Consider the following 15,159-nt stretch of genomic DNA (forward strand, 5'->3'; position numbering starts at 1 on the left):
AATGAAAAAAATATTCTTTTTCCTGATTATACCCGGTATAGTTTTGCCAGATAGTTGTCAAAATAAAAAAGTGAAACATCCGTCTTCTGAAGTGATAAATAATCAGGTACTACCACTATCCGATCAAGAAAATAATGGGAATTGGTTATTGAATGAAGAGGTCAGCGATGAATTTAATGATTCGGAAATTGACGAAGAAAAATGGTACATAGTAGGTAAGTTTAAAAATGGAAAACCGTTTTATAAGCACCCGGATAAACCCCAAACAAAAGTTTGGAAAGGAAGAGCACCTTCACAGTTTTCTGGTCGAAATTATCGTTTGGAAGATGGAATTTTAAATCTTGAAGTGCGATGGGAGCCTGATTTTCCTTTCAGTGAAGAAATTAGAGTGCCTGTTTTTGGAGAAGCAATGCCTTATGAAAATATAACAACAGCTTGTTTTATTGGTAGAAGAGAATTCAGATATGGATATGTTGAGATACGTAGCAAATCAGCCGACACACAAGTTACCAGTGCTTTTTGGTCTACCGGGAGAGGTATTGAAATGGATTTTTTTGAATCTTTTGGAGATGGAGTGGGTCTAGATAAACAGCATTTGGATAGCGAGTTATGGTGGTCTATAAGAGATTGGAAACAGCTAAGAGGGAAACCTACTTACACAGAACGAAAAGACATTGGTTTTAGAATGGCAGAAGATTTTCATGTATATGGTTTCGAATGGAATGAAAAAGGAGTAAAATACTATGTTGATGGAAAATTATTATCTGTGATAAGTGCTGAACAAGTGACCAAATGGGCCAAACAGAATAGAGATGTAGACGAAAATTATAATGGTTATGTAGCCAAAGTTCCAATTCATCTATGGTTAGATATGGAAATTTTTCATTGGAATGGATATCCAAAAAGTAAAGAAGAATTAGAAGCAAATAGCCCAGATGATCAAAAAGAGGATGGAGTTGTAGATTATCAAATAGATTATGTTCGGGTCTGGCAAAAACAAGTATAAATAACCTATTTTACTAGGAATAATATGAGTAAAGAAAAAAGAAATGCATACATATATGCAACAATTGTAGCGTTAGGAGGCTTTGTGTTTGGTCTTGATGCGGCATTAATTTCTGGCGGATTTAAGTTCATTACCTCCGAGTTTAACTTGAATGATTGGGAAGTTGGGGCTATAGGTTTCGGTCCTGGGTTAGGGGTACTCATTGCTTTGCCATTATCAGCTTGGTCCAGTAATCAGTATGGTAGGAAAAGAACACTGCAGGCCATAGCCTTACTTTATATCGTTTCTGCAGTTGGATCTGCTCTGGCGACCTCGTTTACAACACTTTTTGCAGCGCGTTTTTTAGGAGGATTAGCTTTTAGTTCTATTACATTGGCATCTATGTATATGGGTGAAATTGCTCCAGCGTACGAGAGAGGTAAGTTGGTTTCTATGTTGCAAATTAATATTGGAATAGGGTTTTCTGCGGCTTATTTTATCAACTATTGGATTTTACAACAAATGTCATCTGATGCGCAATGGGTACAGACCATAAATTTGGCGTATACCGGGTGGCGGTGGATGCTGGGGATCGAGATTATTCCTGCACTGATATGGTATATTCTATTATTTAAAATCCCTAAAAGTCCAGCTTGGCTGATCTATAAGAACAGGATCGAAGAAGCCAAAAAATCCTTGTTAAAAGTTTATACGCAAAGTGAAGTCGAAGGACATATTTTGGAGATGAAAGAAAGTGTAGAAAACTCCAATAGCAATAGATCAATAGGTTCACAATTGTCAGAGATCTTTAGTAAACCTAGGAGAATAATATTGATCGTAGGACTTACTTTGGCGATAGTGCAACAATCTACAGGTATAAATGCTATTATGACCTATGCTTCTACGATGTTTGAGCAACTGGGACTAGGTACAGATGGTGCTTTTGCAAGTGCGATATGGTTAGGTGTTATTGGATTAATAGCGACAATTTTATCCTTGGTTTTAATTGATAGAATAGGAAGACGTCCTTTGGTGATCGGAGGGCTTATCTGGATAATTTTAAGTCTAGGAATATGTGCATATGGTTTTAATACGGCAACCTATACAATTACAGAAGGGGCTATTGCTAAAATGAACACGGTTCCCGAGGTTGAAAAACTGAATGTGTTAGTAGGAAAAGAATACGATAATGACATTGAATTCAAAAGAGCAATTAAAGCCATAATGGGAAACAAGTCTGCACGGGATAATTCAAGCGTCTTTTTGAAGGAGTCTGCAAATATTAATGCGCTTCTGATTTTATTAGGAATCTTGAGTTTTGTTGCAGCATTTAATTTTTCAATTGGGCCTATTATGTGGGTGTTGTTTTCAGAAATTTTTCCGATCTCCTTACGTGGGATAGCAATACCTTTATTCGCCTTAGTTTCAAGCTCAGTAAGTGCTTTGGTACAATTCTTTTTTCCCTGGCAATTGAGTAATATGGGAGCAAGTACAATCTTTATTTTCTATTCGGGTATTGTATTTCTAGGTTTGATTATTCTTTATAAGTTCTTACCAGAGACCAAAAATTTAACAATAGAAGAGATTCAATTAAAACTTCAACAAAAGAAATAAAAAAGTAATTCTAACAATTACCATACGACTGGAGGAATTAGAACATTCCAAACAAATATATTTGTAATGTGTTTTTATGCCTTTACGAATCTTAGATGACTTTATTTGTTTTATAAAATCTAGTCTAATGTTACGGAAGGCTTAATACATAGCAAAGTACATTTGTGTTATGGATGAATTTTATGATTACTTTTTGTTGTTTAGCTCTTTTCAAGGTTTCTTTTTAGCTTTTATTGTTTTATTGAAAAGAAATAATCCTCAAAATGTGTGGTTAATGTTTCTTTTGGTAGTGTTTTCCCTTTATCTTCTGGAGTTATTTCTGGTGCAGAAAAATATTTTAAAACAATTCCCTTACTTAATGCTTTCAACATATCCGTCCATTTACTTTATTGGGCCAGTGTTGTTTTTGTACGGTAAGAAACTCATCAAAATGAGAACTTTTAAGTATGAAAGTGTTATGCTATTAAGTATTCCTTTATTGATATATATAGCATTTATTCCTTACTATGTGTTGGATTCAAGCACAAAGATTGGTTGGGGTTGGTACTCGAATGATGTTTGGTGTTTTAGACTTGTGAGATTGTTTTTACACAAATTCTTTTTTATCAGTTATTCATTTGTGTTTGGGCTAGCGACAATTTATGTCCTGAATACTTTTAATAGAGTTGGCAGTAAGGAGGATGATATTACAAGAAAATATAATTGGTTTAAAATTGTACTATATATCTTCACTACATTTATGTTTATAAATTTTTTGTATTGGACACTTTGGACAAAATATTTTCATAATTCCTTTTTCACCTTATTTGTAGGGATGCTAATTCACTTTTTGATATACACCATTATTCTAAAACCTGATCACTATTTTTATTCTAACAATCAAAAAAAGGCTTATAAAAATTCTTCCATTTCTAAAGAGGAAGCAGCACGAATAGCACAAAAATTTTTATACTACCTCGAAAAGGAAGAACCTTTTTTGGATGACTCTTTTGATTTGGAAAAAATGGCCACTCGTTTACAAGTAAAAAAGCACTTTTTATCCCAAGTTATAAGCCAAAATTTAAATTCGTCTTTTACTAAAATTGTTAAAAAGTATAGAGTAGAGAAAAGTGTTTTTCTTTTAACACAAGACAAAGAAAGAAAACGAAAAATAGCCGATATTGCTTATGAATGTGGTTTTAGAGATACCTCAAGTTTCTATCGAGCATTTAAAGAAATAAAAAAAGTAACTCCAAATAATTTTAGAGAACACCTATAACGTTATCTCATAAAATTAAGAATGTTAAAGATATATAAATTCGTGTTGCAAAAAATTAATTGCAACTCGTATTATTGGTATTTAATGGATGTTTGCTGTTCTCAAGACTTGGAATCATAATAAATTCCATGCATTTCAAATAAAAGATTAATTAAGCTAAAAATGAAAAACATGTTAAGTGTAAAAATCAAAAAATTATTGGTACTGATTATAGCGGTATTTCTTATTGGATCCATTCAATCTCAAACAGATCCTGTTAAAGAGGATTTGGGAAGGTTAAATAGACCAACTACAAGTCAAAGAGCAGAAGTGTCACAAAAAATAGGAATTAGTTTCATTAAGGTAAATTATGGTAGACCGAATGTCAAAAACCGAAAAATTTTTGGTGGATTATTACAATATGGTAAAATATGGCGTCTTGGTGCAGATTACCAAACTATTCTCGATTTGCAAAACGAATATATAATTCAAACTGATACAATTCCAAAAGGGAAATATGCGCTCTATGCTATTCCCAATAAAGATAAATGGACTATCATTTTTAATACAGATACCAATGGGTGGGGTCAGTACACATATAAAGAAGAAAACAATGTTTTCAAGTTCGAGGTTGAAAGGCAAGATTCTCCCGAATTTACAGAAACTTTTACTATAGGGTTTATGAATACTTCTATGAACAACGGAGAATTATTTATACAATGGGAAGATTCAAGAGTTAGATTACCAATAACTATAGGTAAGAAGCATAGAGAGGAGATAGAAAAGAATTTTACCACTGCACTAGGGTTAAATGAAAGAAGAGTAGGGTATAAGTATTATCTGGTAAGTGAGTATTTATTTATAGAGGAGAAAGACTATAAAAAAGCACTAGCTTACATACAGAAATCTATTGATACGGGTAATACGGCTTTTTATACGCATTATTTGAAGGGAGAAATTCTATTTGCAATGGGTAACAAATCAGCAGCTGTTGCAGCTGCAAGAGAAGCGCAAAAAAACTTGTTCAAAGGATTTTCGAATCCTGAATGGGAGCATAAAATAGAAAAAGCAATCGTTGATTGGGGAAAATAACTTTGGTTATATAACTATATTAAAAAAAACAGCCTCTATAACTTAGAGGCTGTTTATGTTTTATAAAGAGAAGAATATAAGGTTAATTACAGTTTGGATAGCTGCTAGAAACTTGTTGAATACTACTCGGGCTATTGCTGCATTTTGGTTGTGTGTTATCTGTTATGTTTTGAATAAATCCACTTGGGAAATTGTTCCATCTTTGATTGGTGATTCTTACTCCATCTCCAATGCTGATACCTCCAGAAGGACCTATATATTCAAATCCTCTGAACAAACCAAAGCTTGATCCTGGATCTATCATTTTATTCCACTGATTACAAGGAACAAATTTCAGATGTTTTTGCTTTAACTTGGCTTTGGTTCCATAATTAGCTACCACTTTGGTTGCGGTCGGATTTTCAAATTTCCCGGCTCTCAAATTTCCAATTTGACTTGTGATATACTGAGATCTATTGGGGTGATCCAAAATTTCTGGAGATAGATTTACAGCCCATTGTGTACCATTATTTCGTTTAAAGGCATTTTCTCTAAATGCTTTGCCAGAAAACCCGGAAAATTGAGATTTTACAAAATCTTGAAATTGTGTTCTACCGGCATCAGTAAGAGGAAAAGCTCTTTGTGCATCAAATATTGCTAGAGTTCCTTCGTCATATCTTATGGTGAAACCTGAGCTATTACTGGTAATTCTTCTTGCAGTCACTTTTCCGTTTTGTGCAAAATGGGGAGATAACATCAACGAGGATAAACCTTTGGTATTATGAATGCCGTCTGCAAAAATATCTTCGACACCTCCATCTTTGATTCCATTTTTCACATCGTTTTTCATAGACCTATCATCGGTCTCTAATCGCAAGGTAATCCCACCTTCACATCTGAGGTTTTTAAACAAAACATTACTGCAATTATAAGTTTGAACTAAACCATATCCTGTATGGGAACCAGTTTGACTTATATTTTCTATGATCCCATTTTTGGCTCCTGGCTTTCTTTCGGATGCTCCAGAAACATGAATCATCAGTATTGAGTTTAATATACTTCTGCGATCTTTGATATCAAAATTTGCCAATCTAAAGTTGTCAACACGTCCTACACGGGCAGCGGCAATAAATTGATTAGTAAATCTGGAATCACACATGTCTATTGTAAACCGGCCATCTTTACTAATGATACTAACATTTTGCAATCGATCTCCATTTCCACTCGCACCAATATTGAATATAGCCCCTCTATTCAAATCAGGTTGAATAATAGTACCTGCAGCTATTTCTAAATGAATGTTAGATTTCAAAACAACTTTCCCCCATGTATATGTGTTCTGAGGAATTTCTATGATGGCGCCATCTCTTTTGTTCTGATTAATGAAAAGATTCAGATCGGCGCTCGTAGACCCGGTAAATACTACTCTTTTTATGTTGGAAGGAGGAGGAGTGTAAAAGTTGTTTCTCCTAAAAACAGACCCCATTTTCCCTTCATCAAAGGTTTCTGAAGATATATTTTGAGTGTCTATTTCTTCAATTTGATCAGGTGAACAACTGATAATTGTCAAAAAAATGAGTAATAAACATGTGTTTTTTATAATTGATTTGGTATTCATAATATCAAAATTTTTGACCGTAAATTTTAAATTATGGCACAATGCATCCCTTGTCAGTATGTTTTAATACACTGATTAATAGTTTGTTAAAATTTGAGTAAATTATGGAATAGAACAGTTTAGATATAGAGTGAGACTCTATTCTAATTTAACATGGGTGCATTATACCTGTTCAGTATTTACGGTTTTAATTAATATAAGTTTGTGTTAAATTAAGTTTTGAGCAAGTCGACATTGCAATTAATAATTGTGTAAAATTATTTTAAAAAAGTAATGATCTATAAAATTCTATTAACCCTGATAAGCACTATTTTAACCTTCTTTATAGGGTCCTTATTTTAATTGTTAATTGACAATTAAAAATGTTATCAAAATCTAAAAAAACAATGTTTTTGATACAGAATTGTTTGTCATAATGAAGTAATGTGTTCTTGTTAATATTTAAAAAGAACTGTTACAAAAAATTGAATTTCCTAATTACTAGTTTTGGATAACAATTGATCTATACTCACTACTGTCCGAAATCCAATATGATCTGTAGAGGAGTCTGGAGAAGCATTCATTCTGGCCGAAGACCTATAGCTTGCACAGTATGTATCACTGCATAAAAAAGATCCTCCTTTAATAATTTTTTCGGTTGCATATGGATTAGATGGGTTTAAAGGCTTTGATGCACCTTTTGGGTTTACTGTAACATCCTGTTGGCTGATTTCTTTGTAATAATCAACATTATACCAATCTGTTGTCCATTCCCAAACATTCCCTGCCATATCATAAAGACCATATGAATTAGAAGGGTAAGAACCAACATCTGCCAGGTACTCTGTACCATCTTTTTGATCATTGTATACGGGAAACTCACCTGTCCAAGTATTTGCATTCTCTGTTAGTGTAGTGTGATCATTTCCCCAGAAAAATATGTCGTTCTCTATTCCTCCACGGGCTGCATATTCCCACTCGGCTTCTGTTGGTAACCTTTTTTTAGCCCATTTGCAATAGGCCAAAGCATCTTCAAATGCAATATGGACTACGGGTTGGTTATCTTTACCCTCTATAGAACTTTTGGGACCAGAAGGATGTTTCCAGTTAGCTCCTATGGTCCAATTCCACCATTGCGCATAATTTCTGAAATTAGTTACCGAAGATTTGGTTTTATGAAACACAAGGGAACCGGGTTGCAAAATAGAATCGTGCGGACGAGGAGTATTGGGCGGTAGTTGTAGTTTTAGTTCTTCCCAATTCACCGGTCTTTCGGCAAGGGTTATATAGCCAGTTGCCTCGACAAATTTCTTGAATTGCGCATTAGTTACCTCTACAGTGTCCATAAAAAAACCTTTTATGGCAACTTTATGTCTTGGCTTTTCATGATTCATAGCTATAGTATCATGATCCACTGCACCTTGATAGAATTCTCCACCTGGAATCCATTGCATTCCATCAGGAATAGATATCCCATCAGGGATTTTGGTAATTAGGTCAAGGCTTTTAGAAGTGGTCTTTTCTTTTTTATCAAAATCTTTTGGAGAGAATGTTTTTATTTCTTTTTTACAACTAAATAGTGCGCAAATTCCCAATAAATAGAACCAGATCAGTTTAATATTAAATATGTATATTTTAGACTTAAATGTCGAAGTAGATATTCTTTCCGATTGTGATTGGTTATACATGAAATTATTAATGTTGAGTTTTGCGTAACAAAATTAGAGTTCTCTTTTCAATCATTGCCTCCATTATATAAAAATTAGCAATACTTTGATTCTTTTTTATTGATTGCATAAATTAAGTATGCGAATTGCAGTGGTTTTTAAAACTGCTAAGATTCTATTCCATTTGGGATAATGGGCATCTATATTATTTCAAGTGTGACATATTTATTTACTAGCCATGTTTCCTTTCCATCCTCTATTAAATTGTTCTAATAATTTTGCAACTATTTCGGGGTTTTCATTTGCTATATTAACAGATTCTTCAGGATCACTAATGTGATCGTAAAGTTCTAAAAACACCGGAGGCTTTTCTTTATCTGTATAATCTTTCCAAACAATTAATCGATGGGTTTTGGTTCGCATTGCATATCCCATCAGGTTGTTTTCAAATAGGACTCTATCCCATTTTTCTTGTTGTTGGTTTTTAATCTTTTCTTCCACCTCGACAATAAGAGGACCGAAATAAGTTTCACGCATTCCTTGTGAAAGAGGATTTGCCGCCCATTCTCGAAGCGCCGGAGAAGGGAATTGGCTAAACGCTGCTTTTTTCCATTCCATATTTGGGTTTTGGAGAAGTGGAACAAAACTTTGCCCTTCCAAATGTTCTGGTGGATGTAAACCAGCTAACTCTACCAAAGTAGGATACATATCGACCAACTCTACCAGTGCTTCTGTGGAAGTACCTTTATTGCTTTTATGCATATTAGGTGTATTTATTATCATAGGTACACGAGTAGAAATTTCGTAGTTGGTAGCTTTACCCCAAATTCCCATTTCTCCTAAATGCCAACCATGATCGCTCCAAAGTAAAATAATAGTATTTTCTCTTAGATCAAGTTCTTCCAAAGTTTGTATTACTTTGCCTATTTGCGCATCAATATAGGTAACCGAACTTAGATAGGCATGTTTTAATACTCGGGCAAGGGAGTCATTGATTTTTCCTTTTTTGGGAATACCACTTCGTACGCGCAATTCAAAAGAAGGGTGTAACCCCATGGCAGCTCCATTTTCAGGGCCTTCCGTTTGAGAAGATAACTTTATATTTTCTGGAGTATACATATCCCAATATTTTTTGGGAGCTAACCAATCCAAATGAGGTTTTTTGAAACCTACTCCCAGGAAAAATGGTTTGCCAGAATTTTTCTCTTTAAGTTCTTTTAAAGTTTCTTTGGCTAGTAATGCATTATATCCATCTTCGTAAAAATAATCAGGAACATCTGCCTTTTCGTACGCAGGACCTTTACCTAATCCTTTACTCGCAGCATCCTTCCCGTATTTGGCAATCATATCGGCTTTATTCTCTTTGTACATCTTTTGATTTTCTGGAAGTGCAAATCCGCCCGGAGTTGTTTCTCTGGTAAATTTCATTCTCTCCAAAGCGGGCTCTCTACTCCAAGAAAGCTCAGGATCACTAAAAGATGGTTTATGATATATTTTTCCTATTTGAATGGTTTCATATCCGTTGTCTTTGAAATGTTGGGGTAAAGTGATAATATCAGGATTTACATCTCTGAAATAGGCATAATTCTCAACTACTTTAATCGTTTCGGGCCTTGAGCCAGTCATTAAACTTGCTCGAGATGGACTACAAATAGCTTGTTGTGTATAAGCCTTATTAAATAATAAACCGTTGGCCGCCAACGAATCAATATTTGGAGTAATTGCAATCTCAGAACCATAACAACCCAACTCAGGACGTAAATCATCTATGGCAATAAACAAAATATTAGGTTTAGTTTCTTCTTGTATATCCTTTTTTGAAAGTTCTTTTTGCTTGCAACCTCCAATGAGTAATAATAAGAATGCAAAATGAAATAATTTCATTAATGATTGATTTATGTAATTAATTTTTCCAGCACATGAGTACTGCAAAGAATGTATCAAGCGAAAATAGGTAATGAGGATCAATCTTAGAATTCATGAATTACCTTATGTATACACTAAATTAACTTTCCTAATGATATCCATTATGATTTCATATTATTTTAACGAAACAAAAACTTCAATCTATATAAAAGGGGTATGCACATAAAAAAAAAGATAGGTTATAAGAATGAAAAAGAGCTTTTGTTATTTGAACTATCAAATGATAATAATATAACTGTTAAAATAACCAACTACGGGGCAACAATCACTTCTATAGTGACTCCTGATTGCAACGGGAAGTTGGAAGAAATTACTTGTGGTTTTGATAATATAGAGACCTATTTTTCGGAAAACTATTTGAAACATAACCCCTATTTTGGAGCCACAATAGGAAGATGTGCATCACGTATAGATAGCGGAGTGTTTGAAATAGAGGGACAAAAATATCGATTACCAAAGAATGATAGAGGAAATCATCTGCATGGTGGTTGGAAAGGGTTTGATAAAAAAATGTGGGAAGCAACTTGTAGAGAAGAAGATGGTCAAACGTACCTTGTTATGAAATTGCAAAGTTCTCATATGGAAGAAGGCTATCCTGGTAATGTTTCTGTTACGGTAGAATTTCATTTGAACAATGCTAACGAACTAAGCATTTTATATCATGCGGGGACTGATATGGTTACACCAATATCGTTGACAAATCATACGTATTTTAACTTATCTGGTTTCGCCGAAAATGTAGAGCATCACCAGGCAATTATTTATTCGGATCACTTATTAGAATTGAGTGACCTGGGTATAGCTAATGGCACTATCGTCTCATTAGATCAAAAAGATGAAGATTTTAGAACAGGAAAAGCAATTGGGACTACGATGAAAGCTTTGGAAAAAGGATATGATCATTATTATTTATTCGATAATAATTTTGAATTGACTAAAGTGGCTTCGTTTTTTCATCCTACTAGTAAACGAGCTCTAGATGTTTCTACAACAGAACCAGGGATGCTTTTTTACACCGGATATTTTATTTCTGACCAATTAAGTCGTGAAAATGGTGACCAATATGATAAATTTAAAGGTTTTTGCTGCGAAACCCATAGATATCCTAATGCACCAAACCTAGAAAATACACCAAAAGGAATTACGTATCCAAATGCTCCATATACAAGTAAGACCGTTTTTAGGTTTTACGTGGGTTAAAGGTTTTTCAATATTTTCTATTAGATTTCTTTACAGCTTGTTATACACTATTTATACAATTTTTAATGCTCTAAAACGCTCTTGTATCTGATTAGCAGGAGCACCTTGATTTTTAGCAAATTGGTAAAATAGTGCTATAGTAAGTTAATTTTCAACTCATTAGAATGTGATTGTCACCCTAGTTTTGCTCGCAATATTTAACATAAACTCAATTACTTATGAAAAAAAATGTTGCAATAGCATTGTTGTTGTTTCTTATGATTATCGAACTACGAGGACAACAACCTGTAGAAACTATTAATCCTGATGACACCTTTGTTTTGGTAGGTGATATGTCGGATGAATTTGATAGCGGTGGAATCAATTGGTCCCAAAAATGGGAACAAACTAATAATTTACCCAATATCGCAGCTTGGAATTTAACTAATCAGACCAACGTGACCAGGGGAGAATATTTTGACAGAGGTTCTGCAAAAATTACCGCCAGATATAATGGTGTTAATCCTGATGGGACTTCTATTGATGTAAATGGGAAATATTACAACTCAGGATGTCTCCAATCCAAAAAAGTACTACCTGTAAATTTTGAAGGATATATCGAGGCTGTTATCAGGGGAGCGGATATCGATAATCCGGACCCACATCCTTTTAATGGAGGTGTTGACCGCTCAAGAGGATTGTGCCCTGCTTTTTGGTTATACAGTAAATTTTTTGATAACAATCCTGCAGATGGAGGTGTAATCTACACCGAAATTGATATTCAGGAACTACAACAGCACGATTTCTACAATGGAGTTCAGGATGGGGTAGAAGATACAGAATCAAATCTACATATTGCTTTTAAAAACGGTAGTGGAAGAAGATGGGTGAGACCTAAACAAAATCCGGATGAACAATTAAATAAGTACGCTCTTGGTTTTGATCCTAGAAAAGATTGGCATACCTATGGGTGTGAGATTACTCGAGATGAGATTCATTTCTTTGTTGATGGTAAAAAAGTAGGGAAGACTTTAAAAAATACACATTGGGGGAAATTACCAATGCGTGTCATTATGTCCCTAGGTATGAGAGTACCATTTGTTGATTTTGGAGGTAATGCTTTTACTTCATTCGACCCACAAGGTGATTATCCTAATAACCAACGCTTACAGACATTGGCAGAGAGAGCACGACAACAATTAGGAGAACTACCAGAGTCTATGTACGTGGATTATATACGGGTTTGGAATAAGACTGCCACAGGGGCAAATATTCCTCCTCAATTGGCAATTACTAATCCTAAGTCTAATGAACAATTTGATGCTGGGCAGGAAATTTTAATACAGGCAAATGTTTCAGATACGGATGGGAGTATTGCTAAAGTAGAGTTTTACGATGGAACTCAACTTTTAGGGACACAGGCAAGTTCTCCTTATCAATTTGGGTATACATCCGCTCCAAATGGAAATAGAACGATTAGAGTTGTAGCTTTTGATGACAAAGGAGCACAAACCGAGAAAACGGTAACTGTTATTGTTAATTCTTCAAACCCTGATCCTAACCCAGGCGGTGAGTTTTATATTGTAAATAGAGTGTCTGGAAGAAAACTTCGTCCTGCTAATGATAAAAATGGAGCAAGTATCAAACTTTCACCAGTTCGTAATATCAGTAATTGGGTAAAATGGAGAAAAATAAATACCGATAATGGCTGGTTTTATTTGCAAAATGTAAAAACGGGAAAATACTTTAGACCTCAGGGAGCAAATGGATCAGATGGTACTACCTTGGAGCAGCAGCCTAATACATTTGTTGGAGCTTGGACACAATGGAAAGAAATACCTTCCAATTCAGGATATGTGTTTTTAAGAAATAGAGCTTCAGGGAAATATATAAGGCCTAAAATGAACAAGATAAATAGTTTGATTGAATTAAGACCTAGTTCAGAGATTACTAATGTGACTCAATGGAAACTACAAGCTGTCGGTAAGACAAATCAAAAACTTAGTACAAGCCTTGCAAATTTGGATGTTATGATCAAGGTGTATCCTAATCCTGCAGAAGATTACGTGACTCTGGCATTCAACAATTTCAAAAGTGATGATGTAGAAGTTACGGTTGTCGATATCTTGGGAAGTGAGATTTCTATACCACAATCGATTGTTGACAACAGAATGATGCTTGACGTTAGTAATTTGAGTGGACTATACGTATTAAAAATACAAGCGGGTACTCATACCTTTTCAAAACAATTAGTCATAAAATAATTGATTATGAGTTCGGTATATGATATAGAAATGTGGTGAAAACAATCTTTTTTCATTGTGAAGCTTCATCTTACTCAAATTATTCTCAACAAAACAATGAAAATTACTTGTTTACTATCTTAGAACCTTAAAAATTATACCGAACTCTTTTGATTTGTTGTTACTATAGTTTATTAAATTAGAAAGAGAACAAAGTAGGAAGTAATGATTAACAAAAATGTAATGAAGTACAAATTTATTTTTACCAGTATTTTTTTAGTGACACAACTAATTATTGGTCAACAAAAACCTAATATCGTATTACTTTTTGCTGATGATGCAGGGTATTCAGATTTTGGTTTTCAAGGAAGTAAAATTATGAAAACGCCTAATTTGGATAAGTTGGCTCGTAGAGGCGTAATTTTTTCTCAAGGGTACGTTACCGATGCCACTTGTGGACCATCCAGAGCTGGATTGATAACTGGTCGGTATCAACAAAGATTTGGATATGAAGAAATTAATGTCCCTGGATATATGAGCAAGAATTCTGCTTTATTAGGTGATGATATGGGATTACCATTGAATCAGATGACCATGGCAGATTATCTAAAAAAACTAGGGTATACTAATGCTTTGTTTGGGAAATGGCATTTGGGTGATGCGGATAGGTATCATCCATTAAAAAGAGGTTTTGATGTGTTTTATGGTTTTAGAGGAGGAGATAGGAGCTATTTTGAATATCCAGATCCTTCAAAAATTCATCATGATAAAAGAATGGAACGCGGTTTTGGAAATTATGAGGAACCGAAATCCTATGTGACAGATTTGTTAGCCGACGAAGCTGTCAATTTCATAGAAAATAATAAGAATACCCCTTTTTTTGTAATGCTATCCTTTAATGCAGTTCATACACCTATGGAAGCTAGAAAAGAAGATTTGGAAAAATTTCCAAATCTTGACGGAAAGCGAAAAGAACTTGCAGCCATGACTCTTGCTATGGATAGGGCTTGCGGAAAAGTTTTGGATAAACTTAAAGAACTTGGACTAGACAAAAATACCATTGTCGTATTTTCCAATGATAACGGAGGGCCCACAGACAAGAATGCTTCGGATAACAGACCATTGAGTGGTACCAAATCCAATCATTTGGAAGGAGGACTAAGAGTTCCTTTTATTCTGAGTTGGCCTGATAAAATTGATAAAGGGATAGTATATAATTATCCTGTTAGCACGCTGGATTTGTTACCTACCTTTTATAGTGCTGGGGGTGGAAATCTTGGGGATCTAACCAAAATAGATGGTGTAGATTTGTTACCATTCTTGATTCACAAAAATACAACTGGTCGGCCGCATCAAGAATTATTTTGGAAAAAAGACGTAAGAGCTGTTTTAAGGGAGGGAGATATGAAATTGATCCGTTTTCCGGATAGGCCAGCAGAATTATATGATTTGTCAAAAGACATTTCTGAACAATACAATTTAGCACATCAATACCCAGAAAAAGTTAAGGAGATGTTCAAAAAGATATTTGAATGGGAGCTAACCCTAGAACGACCTCTTTGGCTTTTAAAAAGGAAATTTGAAAAATATGATATTGATCGTATGGACGCCTATAGAAATGGTAGTTTAAAGGATTGATA

The 15,159-nt window shown here is 34.4% G+C and carries 11 protein-coding genes; 7 read left to right on the forward strand and 4 right to left on the reverse strand.

Annotation, left to right across the window (positions count from 1 at the left end):
• Window position 1: 1 nt before the first annotated feature.
• Together BUE24_RS00075 and BUE24_RS00080 are read left to right on the forward strand one after the other, a co-directional pair.
• Entirely contained in the window at window positions 2-1,006 is a 1,005-nt protein-coding gene (locus BUE24_RS00075; protein WP_084549337.1) for a family 16 glycosylhydrolase, read from the forward strand.
• 24 nt (window positions 1,007-1,030) lie between these two features.
• A complete protein-coding gene (locus BUE24_RS00080) occupies window positions 1,031-2,599 on the forward strand; it encodes an MFS transporter (RefSeq protein ID WP_073312338.1) in 1,569 nt (522 codons plus the stop codon).
• A gap of 230 nt (window positions 2,600-2,829) precedes the next feature.
• Here BUE24_RS00080 and BUE24_RS23775 read toward each other — a convergent pair whose 3' ends face one another.
• A complete protein-coding gene (locus BUE24_RS23775; RefSeq protein WP_170864521.1) occupies window positions 2,830-2,970 on the reverse strand; it encodes a hypothetical protein in 141 nt (46 codons plus the stop codon).
• Between the two features lie 59 nt (window positions 2,971-3,029).
• On the opposite strand from BUE24_RS23775, the gene BUE24_RS00085 reads away from it, so the two are divergent.
• Both BUE24_RS00085 and BUE24_RS00090 read left to right on the forward strand, forming a co-directional pair.
• Window positions 3,030-3,857 (forward strand): helix-turn-helix domain-containing protein, encoded by an 828-nt coding sequence (locus tag BUE24_RS00085; protein WP_170864522.1) that lies wholly within the window; start codon window positions 3,030-3,032, stop codon window positions 3,855-3,857.
• Window positions 3,858-4,019: 162 nt separating this feature from the next.
• Window positions 4,020-4,928: a DUF2911 domain-containing protein gene (locus tag BUE24_RS00090; RefSeq protein ID WP_084549338.1), complete on the forward strand. Its 909-nt coding sequence runs from the start codon at window positions 4,020-4,022 to the stop codon at window positions 4,926-4,928.
• Window positions 4,929-5,010: 82 nt separating this feature from the next.
• On the opposite strand, the gene BUE24_RS00095 is transcribed toward BUE24_RS00090, so the two are convergent.
• The 3 genes from BUE24_RS00095 to BUE24_RS00105 all read right to left on the reverse strand — a co-directional run bounded on the left by BUE24_RS00095 (window position 5,011) and on the right by BUE24_RS00105 (window position 10,055).
• Window positions 5,011-6,525 carry a hypothetical protein gene (locus BUE24_RS00095; RefSeq protein ID WP_073312341.1) on the reverse strand — a complete coding sequence of 505 codons (1,515 nt, stop codon included), beginning with the start codon at window positions 6,523-6,525 and terminating at the stop codon, window positions 5,011-5,013.
• A gap of 473 nt (window positions 6,526-6,998) precedes the next feature.
• Window positions 6,999-8,192: a formylglycine-generating enzyme family protein gene (locus BUE24_RS00100; RefSeq protein WP_084549339.1), complete on the reverse strand. Its 1,194-nt coding sequence runs from the start codon at window positions 8,190-8,192 to the stop codon at window positions 6,999-7,001.
• A gap of 204 nt (window positions 8,193-8,396) precedes the next feature.
• Entirely contained in the window at window positions 8,397-10,055 is a 1,659-nt protein-coding gene (locus tag BUE24_RS00105) for a sulfatase (RefSeq protein ID WP_073312342.1), read from the reverse strand.
• A 198-nt stretch (window positions 10,056-10,253) separates the two neighbouring features.
• On the opposite strand from BUE24_RS00105, the gene BUE24_RS00110 reads away from it, so the two are divergent.
• The 3 genes from BUE24_RS00110 to BUE24_RS00120 all read left to right on the forward strand — a co-directional run bounded on the left by BUE24_RS00110 (window position 10,254) and on the right by BUE24_RS00120 (window position 15,157).
• Window positions 10,254-11,297, forward strand: coding sequence for an aldose epimerase family protein (locus tag BUE24_RS00110; protein ID WP_073312343.1), 1,044 nt, complete (start codon window positions 10,254-10,256; stop codon window positions 11,295-11,297).
• 218 nt (window positions 11,298-11,515) lie between these two features.
• Window positions 11,516-13,540 carry an Ig-like domain-containing protein gene (locus BUE24_RS00115; RefSeq protein WP_073312349.1) on the forward strand — a complete coding sequence of 675 codons (2,025 nt, stop codon included), beginning with the start codon at window positions 11,516-11,518 and terminating at the stop codon, window positions 13,538-13,540.
• Between the two features lie 222 nt (window positions 13,541-13,762).
• Window positions 13,763-15,157, forward strand: a complete 1,395-nt coding sequence (locus BUE24_RS00120; protein ID WP_073314351.1) for a sulfatase-like hydrolase/transferase — start codon at window positions 13,763-13,765, stop codon at window positions 15,155-15,157.
• Window positions 15,158-15,159 lie beyond the last annotated feature (2 nt).

It is taken from the genome of Aquimarina spongiae, assembly GCF_900141785.1.
Lineage (GTDB): Bacteria > Bacteroidota > Bacteroidia > Flavobacteriales > Flavobacteriaceae > Aquimarina > Aquimarina spongiae.

Coding starts and splice junctions, on each gene's coding strand:
- BUE24_RS00080 (WP_073312338.1), top strand. CDS start 1,031: ATGAGTAAAGAAAAAAGAAATGCATACATATATGCAACAATTGTAGCG.
- BUE24_RS00110 (WP_073312343.1), top strand. CDS start 10,254: ATGCACATAAAAAAAAAGATAGGTTATAAGAATGAAAAAGAGCTTTTG.
- BUE24_RS00105 (WP_073312342.1), bottom strand. CDS start 10,055: ATGAAATTATTTCATTTTGCATTCTTATTATTACTCATTGGAGGTTGC.
- BUE24_RS00085 (WP_170864522.1), top strand. CDS start 3,030: ATGAGAACTTTTAAGTATGAAAGTGTTATGCTATTAAGTATTCCTTTA.
- BUE24_RS00095 (WP_073312341.1), bottom strand. CDS start 6,525: ATGAATACCAAATCAATTATAAAAAACACATGTTTATTACTCATTTTT.
- BUE24_RS00115 (WP_073312349.1), top strand. CDS start 11,516: ATGAAAAAAAATGTTGCAATAGCATTGTTGTTGTTTCTTATGATTATC.
- BUE24_RS23775 (WP_170864521.1), bottom strand. CDS start 2,970: ATGTTGAAAGCATTAAGTAAGGGAATTGTTTTAAAATATTTTTCTGCA.
- BUE24_RS00075 (WP_084549337.1), top strand. CDS start 2: ATGAAAAAAATATTCTTTTTCCTGATTATACCCGGTATAGTTTTGCCA.
- BUE24_RS00090 (WP_084549338.1), top strand. CDS start 4,020: ATGAAAAACATGTTAAGTGTAAAAATCAAAAAATTATTGGTACTGATT.
- BUE24_RS00120 (WP_073314351.1), top strand. CDS start 13,763: ATGAAGTACAAATTTATTTTTACCAGTATTTTTTTAGTGACACAACTA.
- BUE24_RS00100 (WP_084549339.1), bottom strand. CDS start 8,192: ATGTATAACCAATCACAATCGGAAAGAATATCTACTTCGACATTTAAG.